The organism is Achromobacter sp. HZ01 (assembly GCF_003267925.1).
Classification (GTDB): Bacteria; Pseudomonadota; Gammaproteobacteria; order Burkholderiales; family Burkholderiaceae_B; genus Achromobacter; species Achromobacter pulmonis_A.
This window is the reverse complement of the sequence record NZ_LWKV01000001.1, coordinates 1,250,728-1,264,584: the sequence shown is the minus strand read 5'-3', so window position 1 is coordinate 1,264,584 and position 13,857 is coordinate 1,250,728. Positions and strand designations below refer to the sequence as shown.

Here is a 13,857-nt window from a genome sequence, read left to right as displayed (position 1 = left end):
GACCCAGGTCCGCCTCCAGGGAGGTGCGACTGCCACGAACCTTACATTGTAATACCGCGGCCCGTCTGGCGCGCAGGAAAAACGGCGGTGTCGGGCGCGGGATACGCGCAGGCGCAGGCGATAAAACGGGGACGCATTATTTCGGGCAGGCCCGCCGCGCGTCTCGTTTGACAAAGCGCGGCGCTTGGAGGAAGCTACGGCCCATGAATTTCCGCGCCGTTCGCATTTCGCTGATTATTACCATCATTCCTGGAATGGTGGGTTAGCGCGCGACCGCAACAGTCACAGCCACCCGCCCCACGAGGCGGGTTTTTTGTGGCCGCCTCTGCCGGGCAAAGCCAACCCCCAAAGCAGAGAACCGCATGTCCGCAACTCCTTCCGCCAGTTCAGAAGCCGCTAACCCCGCCGCATTCCAGCACGGCAACGCCTCGCCGATGGAATACCTGAGGCAGATCCTCACGGCCCGCGTCTACGACATCGCCCGCGAGACCGAACTGGACCCCGCCCGCGGCCTGTCCGCGCGCCTGGGCAACACCGTGCTGCTCAAGCGCGAGGACAACCAGCCGGTGTTTTCCTTCAAGGTGCGCGGCGCCTACAACAAGATGCGCAACACCCCGCAGGCCGCGCTGGACCGCGGCGTGATCACGGCCTCGGCCGGCAATCATGCGCAAGGCGTGGCGATCTCGGCCGCCAAGCTCGGCGTGCGCGCCACCATCGTGGTGCCGCAGACCGCGCCGCAGGTAAAGGTGGACGCGGTCCGCGCCCACGGCGGGCCGACGGTGACGGTGGTGCAGGCGGGCGATTCGTACAGCGACGCCTATGCCCACGCCCAGACGCTGGCCGCGCAGCATGCGCTGACTTTCATCCCGGCGTTCGACGATCCCTACGTGATCGCCGGCCAGGGCACGGTGGGCATGGAGATACTGCGCCAGCATGCGGGCGCGCCGCACGCGATCTTCGTGCCGATCGGCGGCGGCAGCCTGGCGGCCGGCGTGTCGGCCTACGTCAAGGCGGTGGCGCCCGAGGTCAAGGTGATCGGCGTGCAGACCCAGGATTCCTGCGCCATGGCGCAGTCGTTGCGCGCCGGCGAACGGGTCAGCCTGGCCGAAGTGGGGCTGTTCTCGGACGGTACGGCGGTCAAGCTGGTGGGCGAGGAAACCTTCCGCCTGTGCCGCGCGCACCTGGACGAGGTGCTCCTGGTGGACACGGACGCGGTCTGCGCGGCGATCAAGGACGTATTCCTGGACACGCGCAGCGTGCTGGAGCCGGCCGGCGCGCTGGCGGTGGCGGGCCTGAAGCAGTATGTGGAACGCGAAGGCGTGCAGGGCTGTTCACTGGTCGCCATCACGTCGGGCGCCAACATGAACTTCGACCGCATGCGTTTCGTGGCCGACCGCGCCGAGGTGGGCGAGGCGCGCGAAGCGGTGTTCGCCGTGACCGTGCCCGAAGAGCGCGGCAGTTTCCGGCGCTTTTGCCGCGTGATCGGCCAGCGCAGCGTGACGGAGTTCAACTACCGCATTGCCGATGCCCATACCGCGCACATTTTCGTCGGCGTGCAGATCGCGCGGCGCGGCGACGCCGCCGAGATCATGGCGGCGCTGCAGGAACAGGGTTTTTCCGTGGGAGACCTGACCAATAACGAGCTGTCGCGCCAGCACATCCGCTACATGGTGGGCGGGCGCTCGCCGCTGGCCGGCGGTGAACGCCTGTTCCGCTTCGAGTTCCCGGAGCGCCCGGGCGCGCTGATGAAGTTCCTGTCGGAGATGGCGCCCAACTGGAATATCAGCCTGTTCCATTACCGCAACCAGGGCGCGGACTTCAGTTCGGCGCTGGTCGGCATCCAGGCGCCGCTGGCCGACAGCGGCGCGCTCGACGCCTTTCTGCGCGAGCTGGGCTACGCCCATTTCGAGGAAACCGACAACGAGGCGTATCGCCAGTTCCTGGTTTGAACCGGGTTTATCCGGGCTTGCAGCCCGGCTTGTTATTGCGGGCCGAGCTTGCGTATCAGCGCGTCCAGCGCCTCCATCTCATCGGGCAGCAGGTCCGTCAGCGGCGCGCGCACCGGGCCGGCGTCGTGCCCGACCAGCCGGGCGCCGGCCTTGACGATGCTGACCGCATAGCCCGGCACGCGGTTGCGGATGTCCAGGTAGGGCAGGAAGAACGTGTCCAGCAACTGGTTGGCCGTGTCGTGGTCGCCGGCCGCGATGGCGCGATAGAACGCCATGGCCGTGCGCGGCACGAAGTTGAACACCGCCGAGGAATACACGGGCACGCCCAGCGCGCGGTAGGCGGCGGCGTAGACCTCGGCCGTGGGCAGCCCGCCCAGATACGAAAAGCGGTCGCCCAGCTTGCGGCGGATGCGCACCATGGCCTCGATGTCGCCCACGCCGTCCTTGAAGCCGATCAGATTGGGGCAGCGTTCGGCCAGCTGGGCCAGGCTGTCGGCCGACAGGCGCGATTGCGCGCGGTTGTAGACGATGACGCCGATCTTCACCGACTTGCAGACCTGTTCGACGTGGGCCGCGATGCCTTGCTGCGAGGCTTCCGTCAGGTAGTGAGGCAGCAGCAGGATGCCCTTGGCGCCCAGGCGTTCGGCCTCCTGGGCATAGGCGATGGCGCTGCGCGTAGGCCCGCCCGCGCCGGCCAGGATAGGCACCTTGCCGGCGCAGGTCTGCACCGCGGTCCGGATGACGTCGGCATATTCCTGCGGCGCCAGCGAGAAGAATTCACCCGTGCCGCCCGCGGCGAACAGCGCGGTGGCGCCGTAGGGCGCCAGCCATTCCAGGCGCTGCGCATAGCCCCTGGCGTTGAAGTCTCCGTTCTGGTCGAAGTCCGTCACGGGGAAGGACAGCAAGCCGTCCGAAACAATGTTTTTGAGTTCCTGCGGAGTCGTCATGGGGGCGCTCGTCCTGGGTGGTTTTTTGATTAAAGAGGTAGGTCATCGTACAACATGAAAATCGGGACTACAAGGAAGGGTCTAGCTAAATATGCGGCATTAAAGGGGAAACCCGAAATATATTTTTTATGTCGTTTGGAATTATTCTTGTAGTTGTACGATAACTAGCCTGCCGAGTGGACGCGGCGCATATCCTGGAGAGGAGACAGCATGAACCCGAGCAAGAGACAGTTCCTGGGCGGCGCCGCGGCGCTGTGCCTGGCGCCATGGTTGCCCGCGGGGGCGCAGCCGTCCGGCTGGCCGACCCGGCCGGTGCGCATCATCGTGCCGTATCCGCCGGGCGGATCATCCGACATCATCGCCCGCCTGCTGGCGCCGCGGCTGAGCGAAGCCTTGTCGCAGACGGTGGTGGTCGAGAACAAGCCCGGGGCCAACGGCAATCTGGGCGCCGGGCTGGTGGTGCAGGCCGCGGGCGAAGGCCATACCGTGCTGCTGTGCGACGTGGGCGCGCTGGCCATCAGTCCGTCGGTCTATACCAAGCTGTCTTTCGACCCCTCCAAGGACTTGCGCGCCGTCGGCATGCTGGCCTATTCGCCACACGTGCTGGCCGTGCATCCGGACGTGCCGGCGCGCACCGTGCCCGAACTGGTCGCGCTGTCCAGGAAGCAGCGCCTGAATTTCGCCGTGACGGCCATCGGCAGCGCGCCGCACCTGGCCGCAGTGGCGGTGCAGCAGGCCACCGGCGCGCAATGGGAGTACGTGCCGTACAAAGGCGGCTCGCAGGCGGTGACCGACACAATCGGCGGGCAGACCCAGATCATCATGAACGGCCTGCTGGCCACGCTGCCCCACATCCGCGCCGGCAAGCTGCGTCCGATCGCGATCTCCAAGCGCGAACGCATGCAGCTGGTGCCCGACCTGCCGACCATTTCCGAGCAGGGCGTGGCCGGCTTCGAATCCGGTACCTGGCAAGGCGTGATGGCGCCGGCGACCTTCGCCGATCCGGTGGCCGAGCGCCTGTCCTCGCTGATGGCGCAGATCGTCAACCAGCCCGAGGTCAAGGCCCAGCTCAACGAGCAGGGCGCAGAAATCGTCACGCGCAATCCCGCCGAGCTGGCGCAGTTCTTCGCCGGCGAGCGCGCGCGTTGGGCCACGGTGGTCAAGAGCACCGACATCCGCCTGGATTGACGCCGGGCGCGCCGGCATGGAATCCTGGTGGCAGGCCCCGGCGCGCGGGGCGGAGCATGCAGCCATGAAAATGCGTGAAACAGCGGTATTGGCGGCCGGCCTGGCGGCGCTGTCCGCCGTTGCCGGCGCCCAGGGCGCGACGCCCGCCGTGCTGCAGCCGCCGCCTTCGGCCCGAGTCATTCCCGACACTTGCGTGGGCGCCGCCTGCCCACGGCTCTTCAATCCCGAGCCGGCGCCCGAGCCGTGCCTGGGCACGGGCTGCGCCAATGCCGGCAGGCCGCCGGGTCCGCCTCCGGCGCCCGGCAGCAGCCCGGGCCGCCAGCCGCGATGGGTCAGCCCGGCGCCGTCGCGCCTGCCGCCCATGCCTGCGCCGCGGGGCCAGCCCAGCGGGCCGCTGACGCCCGCGCCGCCGTTGCCGGTGCCGCGTTGATCCGGCTGGATAGGTAGGTACTGCGAGCAAGGCAAAAAAACCGGAAAAAAAAGCGGCAAAAATAACTTGGTGACTAGAAATTTGCACTTGATATGTGCCGTAATATCAATTACATAGATGATTTAAAGATCGGAATTTAAACCGGAAAAATGTACGATTCTCCGCAGCAGTTCATGCCTTTATCGCCGGGCGAGCATGTGCTCGCTCCCCTGATTGAACGGTCGGCGGCCGTGGTCAACCAAGCGGCCGAACTTGGAGGCATAGCCCACGCAAGCACTCGGGCAGCGTTGCACGAACTGCTGCGCAGCATGAATTCCTATTACAGCAACAGGATCGAGGGCCAAAGCACAACCCCCAGGAACATCGACGCAGCTTTACATGACAAGTACTCGAACAAGCCCGAAATTGCACAATTGCAGCGTGTTGCCGTGGCTCATATCGAGGCGGAACGGGAACTGGAAGGTCTGGCCGAGAGCCATTCGCCGCTGAGCGCCGATTTCGCTAGGCTCGCTCATCGAGCCATGTATGGCCGCCTTGCTCCGGCGGACAGAATCAGCAAGGACGGCCTATCCGTCGAACCGGGAGAGCTGCGGGAGGTTGATGTCGTCGTCGGTCGCCACCATCCGCCCGTCTGGCGCGCTTTGCCACGGTTCATGGAGTCGTTCACCGCGCACTATGACCGGCAACGGGCCGGTGATGCACAGCTTATCGCCATCGCCTGCGCGCATCATCGGATGGCCTGGATGCATCCTTTCTCCGACGGCAATGGTCGCTCCGCGCGATTGCAGACTCACGCTGCCATGCTGCCAATTACCCGGGGCCTATGGTCGGTCAATCGTGGCCTTGCTCGAAATGTCGCGGACTACTACGGCTATCTGGCCGGCGCGGACGCGCCGCGGCAAGGCGATCTGGATGGGCGCGGCAACCTCACTCAAAAGGGCCTGCTGCAATGGATCGAATATTTCCTGGGGGTATGTGAAGACCAGGTTTCCTACATGAGGGAAATGTTGGCGCTGGACTCGATGAAAGAAAAAATCAAGGCGTCGGTCCTGGTGGAAACGGCGAAGGGACGGTTGCGGCCCGAGGCCGCGTTGCCCATTTACCATCTGTTTGCCGCAGGTCCCACCACGCGCGGAGAGTTCATTCAGATGACCGGCCTGGGCGAACGCACGGGGCGCGCTCTATTGGCGGCGGCCCTGAAGTCCGGCCTGGTCGCTTCCGATACGTCCCATGCCCCGGTCAGGTTCGCTTTTCCACTCGAGTCCTTGCCGATTCTGCTTCCTGCCTTGTATGGCGTGGAGCAATAGCGCCTGAAGCGCGTGCCGGGAAAGTGGTTAGCGTGGCCCGTTCACCCCGGACTGCCCGACAACGCCAACACCAGCGCCAGGCACAGCAGCACCCCGCAAGCGGCCAGCGCGTAAGGCAGCAGCCCGGCGTAGACGGCGCGTTCCTGGCCGCGGCCGTGCGCAAGTCCGGCGGCGATGGACATCCGCACCGGCGAAAAAATGCCCAGCGAGGTCCCCGACACGTGCAGCAATGCGGCCGCGGCGGGCACGTTCAGGCCGGCTTGCAGCGCCAGCGATAGCTGGGACGGCATGAACAGGCTGTTCGGCGCGTTGCCGCTGTTGGCCAGGATGCCGAAGGCGCCGGCCAGCACGGGCGTGATCAGCACGGTCCAGTCGCGCAGGCTGGAGAAAAGGCCGTCGGCGTAGGCCTGCGAGATGCCGGCGCCGGCCAGCGCCTCGGCCATCATGGCGAACAGGAACACCGAGTACACGGCGTGGCGGCCGGTGGTCCAGGCGGCGCGCGCCTGCGCGGCCAGGACTTGCGGCTGGCGTCGCAGCGCGGCCAGCGCCAGCGCGCCGGCGATGAGCCAGCTGCCCGCATGCAGCAAGGGCTGCCAGCCCGGCAGGTCGGCGTACGGGCGGAAGTCGGCCGGCGCCGAGAGCGCATGGTTCAGGCCAGGCAGCAGCCGGGTCGCCACCAGCCAGGCGATCATGACGATGTAGGGCAGGGCGCCGCCGGCGGCGGCCTGCAGCTGCGCGCGGCCGGGGCGGCGGTCGAGCAGGAAGCGCGCGACGATGAGCGGGCCGTAGGCCGCCAGCAGCGCGGTCTCGGGACCGAGCAGCGCGGTGGCCGCGGCCAGCGCCGCCAGGCTCACGGTCATCCAGCCGGCTTCGCGCCAGTGTTCGGATGCGGCGGCGCGCAGCCCCGCGCGCGCGGCGGTGCGCCAGTACAGCGCCATCCATAGCGCCGTCAGCAACGCCACGGGCACCAGGCTGTAGAGCGCCAGCTGCGAGGCCGGCACGCGCGCATAGGCCGAGGCCAGCAGCGTGCCGCTGCCCATCGCGCCCCACGGAATCAGGGTCTGGCTGAGCAGCGCGAACACCATGGTTTCGCGCGGCTGCAGCTTGAGCGGACGGATCAGCAGCACCGTGCCCAGCATGCCCACGCCGAAGCCGGTGGCCGCTTCGGCGAACGGACCCACCAGGAAGCAGGCGAAGTACAGCCGCCTGCGCCGCGCCAGCGTATCGCCCGGGCCGTCGGCGCCGGCCGCCTTGCCGGCGGGATGCTGGGCGGCCATGTGCCAGAACAGCAGTCCGCCGAGGATATAGGGCGTGATGATCGCGCCGATCCACAGGCCGCGCGTGAGCGCCTGCCCCAGTTGCCCGCCGTCGAATGGCGCGGGCGCGGCCCCCAGCGCCACGGCCAGCGCGGCCGCCAGCCCCAGGATGGCCGCGACCGTGGTGTTCACGCGTCCGCTGGCGATGGCGGCAATGACGATGAGGGCGGGCAGGGACCAGAGCAGATACGTCATGAGGGAGTCGTGCGCAGGCAGGGGCCGGGCGTTGCAGTGTATGCCGGTTGCGCCGGGCGGGCCGTGGTGGGCCGGCGCGTCATGGGGGATTGCCTGCCGTACGCCAGCCTTGCGGCCCGATGTAAATAATGCAGGGACGATGATGTGGCTGAATGGCAAAATGACGCCATAGCGTTCTACAAAGAGAACGCTGAATGAGCCGCGCGGCACCCGCTGATTCCGGAGATCCACGCCAACGCCCCGCATGCCAAGTACGTCGCGCGCAAGGGCGAGATCAACGCCTGGGACAACCCCGAGTTCGTCGAAGCCGTGAAGGCCACGGGCCGCAAGACCCTCATCATCGCCGGCACCATCACCAGCGTCTGCATGGCTTTCCCCGCCATCAGCGCCGTGGCCGACGGCTACAAAGTATTCGCCGTGATCGACACGTCGGGCACCTATAGCAAGATGGCCCAGGAAATCACGCTGGCGCGCGTGGTGCAGGCCGGCGTGGTGCCGATGGACACCGCCGCCGTCGCCTCCGAACTGTAAAAGACCTGGAACCGCGAAGACGCGGCCCAGTGGGCCGAGGTCTACACCAAGGTGTTCCCGGCCTACCAGCTGCTGATCGAAAGCTACGCCAAGGCGCAGGAAGTGGTGAAGAACAACGAAGTGCTGGATTCGCAGCGCTGATGTTCTTGCGCTAAATGTCTCGCGCAGCTCCCTTCCTACGTGTTGTCGTCCAGCGTAGGATGGGTGCAGCGCGAGAATCCTTGGACAAGAACTCGAATATCAAGCGCGCGTAACCCATCGGGCCGGCGCACGCCGGCCTTCAATCGCTTGTCATTTCCGCGGGCCATTCATTCACTGCCCGCCGTAAATATTCCCCGCAATGCCGCCGGCCACGCCGCCGATGGCCGCGCCCGTCCAGCCGCTGCCGCCGGCGATGGCGGCGATGCCGGCGCCGGCCGCGGCGCCGATGGCCGCGCCCGACAGGGTGCCTTGCTGTTTGGAACTCATGTTGGTGCAGCCGGCCAGCGACACCATCGCCAGGCCGATGACGATCGAGCTAACTGTTTTCATGGCGGTCTCCTAGCGCGCGCGTTTCATGCCGGGCACGACGATTTCGAACCAGAGCGTTTCGACCACCGGGCGGTCCATCCTCGTCGGGTTCGCCGCATACCAGTTGTCCAGGCTTTCACGCACCGAGTCCAGGGTCTGCGTCTGCAGTCCCTTGGCGAAGCGCGGGACCAGGCTCTGGGCGTCAGTGGGGGCGTGGCGCCGCTGGTAGGCCTGTTCCACCTGCAGCAGGTTGGCCATGCCCAGCAGGTAGGCTTTTTTCAGGTTGGGGTCGGACTGCGACCATTGCTGGCCGGTGAGGATGGGGGCTCCCTCGGAGGCGGCCGCGGCGCCGGTGGCGGGGGCCAGCAAGGCGAGGGCTAGAACTGCGGGACCGAACAGGTGTTTCACTTTCATCGCATCGCTCCTCAAGGGAACAGGGATAGAAAAACAACCTTCTGACGCCGTGCGCGCAGTTCGCTCGCGACGCAAGCGATATGCGGTATCGAAGAATTTATGCTTGAAAACTTGCTTGCGCAAGAGGGGGGACACATGGTTTAGTTGTACGGCATTGCGAGCGGCAGCGTCGGCAAGCATGGCGCCTCGAGACCGGCAGCGATGGCAGTCCAATCATCGGAGGAGGAGTCATGCGTACGTTCAATCGCAGGGCCGCTGCATTGCTGGCGGGCGGATTGGTGGCGGTGCTGGCGGGCTGTGCCGCGCCGGGAAGCAAGAAAGACACCATCGATATGGCCGGGCTGTCGCAGCCGGTGGAGATCGTGCGCGATCGCCACGGGGTCTCGCACATCTACGCGCAGAACCAGGCGGACCTGTTCTTCGCGCAGGGCTTCAGCGCCGCGCGCGACCGGCTGTGGCAGCTGGATCTTTGGCGCCGCCAGGGCGAGGGCAAGATGGCCGAACAGTTCGGCCCGCGCTTCATCGAGCAGGACCGCGCCGCGCGCCTGTTCCTGTTCCGCGGCGACATGCAGGCCGAATACGCCAGCTACCATCCGCAGGGCCAGGCGATCCTGACCGCGTTCGCGGCGGGCATCAACGCCTACGTCGACTGGGTCAAGGCGCATCCCGACCAGATGCCGCCGGAATTCAAGCTGACCGGCACCGAGCCCGGCTACTGGAGTCCGCAGACCTCGCTCATCCGCATCTACGGCCTGACGCGCAACCTCAACGAAGAAGTCAGAATGGCGCAGCGGGTGGCCGCGCTGGGCTTGAACACGGTCCAGGGCCTGAGCACTTTCGAGCCGCCGCTGGCGCTGCAGGTGCCGGCCGGGCTGGACGTGAAGCAGGTGGACAGCAAGGTGCTCGCCAATTACAGCCTGGCGCGCACCGGCCAGAAGTTCGTGGCGGCGGATTTTCCGCGCAGCCCGCTGGCCGAAGACCAGCGCGCGGCGCTGGCAAGCCGCCTGTCGGCGGGCATGATGGCCGCGCTGGACCCGGCGTTCGATCCCATGGCGACCCGCTACGAGAGCAACAACTGGACCATAGGCGGACAGCACACGGCCACCGGCAAGCCCATACTGGCGGGCGATCCGCACCGTTCGATCACGATGCCGTCGCTGCGCTACATGGTGCACCTGAACGCGCCGGGCTGGAACGTGATCGGCGCCGGCGAGCCGGCGCTGCCCGGCGTTTCCATGGGGCACAACGACCGCATCGCATTCGGGCTGACGATCTTCGCCTTCGGCGACGAGGAAGACCTCTACGTCTACGATACCAATCCGTCCAATCCCAATGAGTACCGCTACCGCGGCGGCTGGGAGAAGATGCGCCAGGTGGAGGAGTCGATTCCGGTGCGCGGCCAGCCGGCGGCGACGCGGCAGCTGAAGTTCACGCGCCATGGTCCGGTGATTTATGAAGATCCGGTGCGGCGCAAGGCTTATGCGCTGCGCGCGGCCTATCTGGAATATCCGGGCACGGCCGCCTATCTGGCCAGCCTGCGGCTGAACCAGGCGCAGAACTGGAACGAGTTCGTGGCCGGCATGGAAAAGCACTACACGCCCAGCGAGAACATGGTGTACGCCGACGTGGACGGCAATATCGGCTGGTTCGGCGGCAGCATCGCGCCGATCCGTCCGCGCGCCGACTGGTCGGGCATGCTGCCCGTGCCCGGCAACGGCGACTTCGAATGGCGCGGCGTGCTGCCCGGCAGCGCGCTGCCGCGCGTCTACAACCCGCCCGAGGGCTACTTCGCCACGGCCAACGAGTTCAACCTGCCGGCCGATTACCGCTACCGGGACATGTCGGCGCGCACCTGGGCCGAACCCTACCGCGTGCAGCGCATCCGCGAAGTACTGGCCGACGGCAAGGGGCTGACGGTGCAGAACTCGCAGGCCCTGCAGTTCGACAACCTGTCGATTCCGGCGCGTACGCTGGCCGGCTACGCCAAGTCGCTGAACTCCGCCGATCCGCAGTTGAGCCGGGCCTTGAGCCTGCTGAAGGACTGGGACTACAAGACGGGCATCGACAGCCGCGCCGCCACGGTCTATGAGTTCTGGCTGCCCGAAGTGGTCAAGCGCGTGTCCGACCTGTATGTGCCCGCCGCGGGCCGCAGCGTCTTTGGCGAGCTGTCCACGCGCAAGACGCTGGAGAAGCTGGCCGCGCCGGACGCCGCCTTCGGCCAGCGGCCGGAGCAGGGCCGCGACGCGCTGCTGCTGGCCGCGCTGGGCGATGGCGTGCAGAAGCTGCAGGCCAAGCTCGGCTCGGACCCGGCCCAGTGGCAATGGGGCAAGCTGCACCACATCCAGTTCGAGCACAGCCTGGCCGGCCTGCTGCCCGAGGCCACCGCCAAGGCCTACGGCACGCCGCGTTATCCGGTGGGCGGCGACAACGACACGGTGCATCGCGCCACGTTCCGCAAGTCGGACTTCCGCCAGATCAGCGGCGCCTCGTACCGCCAGGTGATCGACGTGTCCAACTGGGACAACTCGCGCGTGCAGAACGTGCCCGGCCAGTCCGCCGATCCGCGCAGCCCGTACTACCAGAACCTGCTCAAGGGCTGGGCCACCGGCGAGTACTTCCCCATGGCGTTCAGCCGCGCCAAGGTGGATAGCGAGCGGGCCGATACGCTGACGCTGCGGCCGGCGGGCAAGTAGGGGGGGCGCTTGTCAGATTGACAAGGGTGCTTACGCACGGTTTCGTGCCTGAACCGTCGATGCCAGTTAAGGTCTGGATAGCAGCGCGCGCCGCCCGCCCGGCGGCGCGTTCAAGCTGAATCTCCGCGCGCAAAAGCGCGCGGAGGTTTTCGTACCTGGAGTCAGAAACGACCGATGCATTCGCCTTTCCACTTCACCGCAGCGCATAAGTCCCCGTCCCGAACATCCATGAGCTGGCTGCAGGAGCGCAAGCAGTTCGTCAAGGCGTTACTTTCCAATCCCGCGGCCATCGGCGCCGTGGCGCCGTCCGGCCCGGCCCTGGCCGCGGCCATCACCTCGGCCATTCCGCCCAATGCGGGCAAAGTGCTGGAGCTCGGCTGCGGCACCGGCGTGTTCACCCGGGAAATGCTGCGCCGGGGCGTGGACCCGGCGCGCATGGTGCTGGTGGAGCAGGACGCGGCCATGAGTTCCAGCCTGCGCACGCAGTTTCCCCAGGCCGCCGTGCTGCAGGTCTGCGCGCTGGAGCTGTCGCGCCACAGCCATCCCGAGCTGGAAGGCATAGGCGCGGCGATCTGCGGACTGCCATTGCGCAACATGAGCGGCGCGCTTCATCACCGGCTGCTGACCGCGGTGTTCGACGCCATGTCGGAGGGCGGCTCGATGCAGCTGTTCACCTACGGCATGCGTTGCCCGGTGTCGCCCGGCGTGCTGGACGCCTGCGGCCTGTCGGCCCGCCGGATCGGGTTCGTGCCGCTCAATCTGCCGCCGGCCTCGGTCTTCAGCCTGGCCAGACGGGCGTAGCCAGCGCGGATTTTGAAACTTTTGCCTTCAGCGCCAAGCGTCGGCGCCTAGCCGCGGCCGTACAAGGCGCCGCGCATTTCGGCCGACGCGCCGAGCCGCCTGGACAGTTCGTCGGCGCGTTCGAGTATCAGCGCCTCGAACCGGGCCGCGTCCACCGTCTTCAGGCGCTCGGACGGCCCGGCGATGGTGAGCGCGCCGACGAACATATCGTCCTGGCCGATCACCGGCACGGACCACGACGAGGTGTAGGGGTCGCGCGCGCCGCAGGAAAAGATGGGCAGGGCGGTGTCGCCGCGCTGCTGGATGCCTTGCGCCCAGATCGCGAACACCTGGCCGGTGGAGGACTTGTCGGGCGGCATCACGCTGCCGGCGATGACCTGGCTGTGCAGCCCTTCGTGCGGCTGATGGCGGAACAGGCATAGCCGCTGCCCCGGCTCGCCGCCCTCGACGTAATAGGCCGCGCTTTCTCCGGTATCGGCCGAGAGGTTTTCCAGTATGGGCATCACCACGGCCGACAGGTCGAAGCCGCGCTCGTACACCCGCGCCAGAAACAGCACGCGCGGCCCCAGCCCATAGCGCCCGTCGGCTTCGCGCACCACGTAGCCGCAGCGCGCCAGCGAATTGAGCAGGCGGAAGATCGTGGTCTTGTGCAGCGGCAGGCGCTGCGCGAAATCGGCCAGCGACAGGTGTTCGGCCCCGGGCCGGAAACAATCCAGCACGCTCAGCGCCCGTTCCACCGCCACCACGCCGTCGTTACTCATCGAGTGCTCCAAGTATGTTGAATTTGTTGGTTGATTGTACTGGATACAACGGCATTTCATAAAAATACAATGAAGCCATTTCCAATCCGGAGAAAGAGATGGCGAGTTCGATGCTGGTGGTCACCGCGCACGTGGGCGACTTCGTCTGGCGCTGCGGCGGCGCGATGGCGCTGCATGCGCAGCGTGGCGTGGACGTGCACCTGGTGTGCCTGAGCTATGGCGAAAACGGCGAGTCCAATTCGGCGTGGGGGGATGACACCGCGCGCGATGACGTGAAGGCGCAGCGCCGCGCCGAGGCCGAGGCCGCGGCCGACATCCTGGGCGTGAGTTCGCTGGATTTTCATGACCTGGGCGACTACCCGATGCCGGAATCGGCGGACTCCGTGCGCCGCATTTCCGAAACCCTGCGCCGTACGCGGGCGTCGGTGGTGCTGACGCATCCGGAGCACGATCCCTCCAATCTGGACCATTGCCGCACGTTCGAAATGACGCTGCGCGCGCGCATGCAGGCCATGGCGCCCGGGCATGGCGCCGACTTCGTGGTGCCGCCGCAGGTGCTGTGTTTCGAACCGCACCAGACCGAGCTTTGCGGCTTCAGGCCCAACGTGCTGCTGGATATCACGCGAGTGTGGGACCGCAAGTGGGCGGCCATGCAGGCCATGCCGACGCAGCGCAATCTGTGGGCCTATTACGAACGCGTGGCGCTGCAGCGCGGCGCGCAGGCCGGCCGCCGCGGCAAGACCGGGGGCGCGCGCTACGGCGAGGCCTTCCAGAGCATTTTCCCGGCCGTCGTGTCGGCCCTGATGGAGTGAACG

The 13,857-nt window shown here is 67.0% G+C and carries 12 protein-coding genes and 1 pseudogene; 8 read left to right on the top strand and 5 right to left on the bottom strand.

Annotated elements, in window-relative coordinates; translation table 11 throughout:
- Positions 1–362: 362 nt before the first annotated feature.
- Positions 363–1,949, top strand: a complete 1,587-nt coding sequence (gene ilvA, locus A6B37_RS05895) for a threonine ammonia-lyase, biosynthetic (protein WP_111825195.1) — start codon at positions 363–365, stop codon at positions 1,947–1,949.
- A 32-nt stretch (positions 1,950–1,981) separates the two neighbouring features.
- Here ilvA and kdgD read toward each other — a convergent pair whose 3' ends face one another.
- Positions 1,982–2,896 (bottom strand): 5-dehydro-4-deoxyglucarate dehydratase, encoded by a 915-nt coding sequence (gene kdgD / locus A6B37_RS05890; protein ID WP_102771095.1) that lies wholly within the window; start codon positions 2,894–2,896, stop codon positions 1,982–1,984.
- Positions 2,897–3,106: 210 nt separating this feature from the next.
- On the opposite strand from kdgD, the gene A6B37_RS05885 reads away from it, so the two are divergent.
- The 3 genes from A6B37_RS05885 (at position 3,107) to A6B37_RS05875 (ending at position 5,821) form a co-directional block, all read left to right on the top strand.
- The gene (locus A6B37_RS05885) at positions 3,107–4,084 is read left to right on the top strand and encodes a tripartite tricarboxylate transporter substrate binding protein (RefSeq protein WP_111825194.1); all 978 of its coding nucleotides are present in this window, start codon (positions 3,107–3,109) and stop codon (positions 4,082–4,084) included.
- A 64-nt stretch (positions 4,085–4,148) separates the two neighbouring features.
- The gene (locus A6B37_RS05880) at positions 4,149–4,514 is read left to right on the top strand and encodes a hypothetical protein (protein WP_146747997.1); all 366 of its coding nucleotides are present in this window, start codon (positions 4,149–4,151) and stop codon (positions 4,512–4,514) included.
- Between the two features lie 149 nt (positions 4,515–4,663).
- Positions 4,664–5,821, top strand: coding sequence for a Fic family protein (locus tag A6B37_RS05875; protein WP_111825192.1), 1,158 nt, complete (start codon positions 4,664–4,666; stop codon positions 5,819–5,821).
- 41 nt (positions 5,822–5,862) lie between these two features.
- Here A6B37_RS05875 and A6B37_RS05870 read toward each other — a convergent pair whose 3' ends face one another.
- On the bottom strand, positions 5,863–7,332 hold the full coding sequence (locus tag A6B37_RS05870; protein WP_111825191.1) for a hypothetical protein: 1,470 nt from the start codon (positions 7,330–7,332) through the stop codon (positions 5,863–5,865).
- A gap of 210 nt (positions 7,333–7,542) precedes the next feature.
- Here A6B37_RS05870 and A6B37_RS05865 point away from each other — a divergent pair.
- A pseudogene (locus tag A6B37_RS05865) lies at positions 7,543–8,004 on the top strand (isochorismatase family protein); the annotation flags it as partial.
- Between the two features lie 171 nt (positions 8,005–8,175).
- On the opposite strand, the gene A6B37_RS05860 reads toward A6B37_RS05865, so the two are convergent.
- Both A6B37_RS05860 and A6B37_RS05855 read right to left on the bottom strand, forming a co-directional pair.
- Positions 8,176–8,394, bottom strand: a complete 219-nt coding sequence (locus A6B37_RS05860) for a hypothetical protein (protein WP_102771101.1) — start codon at positions 8,392–8,394, stop codon at positions 8,176–8,178.
- A gap of 9 nt (positions 8,395–8,403) precedes the next feature.
- The gene (locus A6B37_RS05855; RefSeq protein WP_111825190.1) at positions 8,404–8,787 is read right to left on the bottom strand and encodes a hypothetical protein; all 384 of its coding nucleotides are present in this window, start codon (positions 8,785–8,787) and stop codon (positions 8,404–8,406) included.
- 230 nt (positions 8,788–9,017) lie between these two features.
- Between A6B37_RS05855 and A6B37_RS05850 the strand changes: the two genes are divergently transcribed.
- Both A6B37_RS05850 and A6B37_RS05845 read left to right on the top strand, forming a co-directional pair.
- Complete coding sequence (locus A6B37_RS05850) at positions 9,018–11,480, top strand: penicillin acylase family protein (RefSeq protein WP_111825189.1); 2,463 nt, start codon at positions 9,018–9,020, stop codon at positions 11,478–11,480.
- A gap of 228 nt (positions 11,481–11,708) precedes the next feature.
- Complete coding sequence (locus A6B37_RS05845; protein ID WP_246842379.1) at positions 11,709–12,281, top strand: methyltransferase domain-containing protein; 573 nt, start codon at positions 11,709–11,711, stop codon at positions 12,279–12,281.
- Between the two features lie 47 nt (positions 12,282–12,328).
- On the opposite strand, the gene A6B37_RS05840 is transcribed toward A6B37_RS05845, so the two are convergent.
- Positions 12,329–13,042: an IclR family transcriptional regulator gene (locus A6B37_RS05840; protein WP_102771105.1), complete on the bottom strand. Its 714-nt coding sequence runs from the start codon at positions 13,040–13,042 to the stop codon at positions 12,329–12,331.
- Between the two features lie 98 nt (positions 13,043–13,140).
- Here A6B37_RS05840 and A6B37_RS05835 point away from each other — a divergent pair, with 98 nt between their 5' ends.
- Positions 13,141–13,854 carry a PIG-L deacetylase family protein gene (locus A6B37_RS05835; RefSeq protein WP_111825188.1) on the top strand — a complete coding sequence of 238 codons (714 nt, stop codon included), beginning with the start codon at positions 13,141–13,143 and terminating at the stop codon, positions 13,852–13,854.
- Positions 13,855–13,857: the final 3 nt, after the last annotated feature.

What these genes read in the sequence shown, in the direction of transcription:
- ilvA (WP_111825195.1), top strand. Translation starts at nt 363, where the DNA reads ATGTCCGCAACTCCTTCCGCCAGTTCAGAAGCCGCTAACCCCGCCGCA.
- kdgD (WP_102771095.1), bottom strand. Translation starts at nt 2,896, where the DNA reads ATGACGACTCCGCAGGAACTCAAAAACATTGTTTCGGACGGCTTGCTG.
- A6B37_RS05885 (WP_111825194.1), top strand. Translation starts at nt 3,107, where the DNA reads ATGAACCCGAGCAAGAGACAGTTCCTGGGCGGCGCCGCGGCGCTGTGC.
- A6B37_RS05880 (WP_146747997.1), top strand. Translation starts at nt 4,149, where the DNA reads ATGAAAATGCGTGAAACAGCGGTATTGGCGGCCGGCCTGGCGGCGCTG.
- A6B37_RS05875 (WP_111825192.1), top strand. Translation starts at nt 4,664, where the DNA reads ATGTACGATTCTCCGCAGCAGTTCATGCCTTTATCGCCGGGCGAGCAT.
- A6B37_RS05870 (WP_111825191.1), bottom strand. Translation starts at nt 7,332, where the DNA reads ATGACGTATCTGCTCTGGTCCCTGCCCGCCCTCATCGTCATTGCCGCC.
- A6B37_RS05860 (WP_102771101.1), bottom strand. Translation starts at nt 8,394, where the DNA reads ATGAAAACAGTTAGCTCGATCGTCATCGGCCTGGCGATGGTGTCGCTG.
- A6B37_RS05855 (WP_111825190.1), bottom strand. Translation starts at nt 8,787, where the DNA reads ATGAAAGTGAAACACCTGTTCGGTCCCGCAGTTCTAGCCCTCGCCTTG.
- A6B37_RS05850 (WP_111825189.1), top strand. Translation starts at nt 9,018, where the DNA reads ATGCGTACGTTCAATCGCAGGGCCGCTGCATTGCTGGCGGGCGGATTG.
- A6B37_RS05845 (WP_246842379.1), top strand. Translation starts at nt 11,709, where the DNA reads ATGAGCTGGCTGCAGGAGCGCAAGCAGTTCGTCAAGGCGTTACTTTCC.
- A6B37_RS05840 (WP_102771105.1), bottom strand. Translation starts at nt 13,042, where the DNA reads ATGAGTAACGACGGCGTGGTGGCGGTGGAACGGGCGCTGAGCGTGCTG.
- A6B37_RS05835 (WP_111825188.1), top strand. Translation starts at nt 13,141, where the DNA reads ATGGCGAGTTCGATGCTGGTGGTCACCGCGCACGTGGGCGACTTCGTC.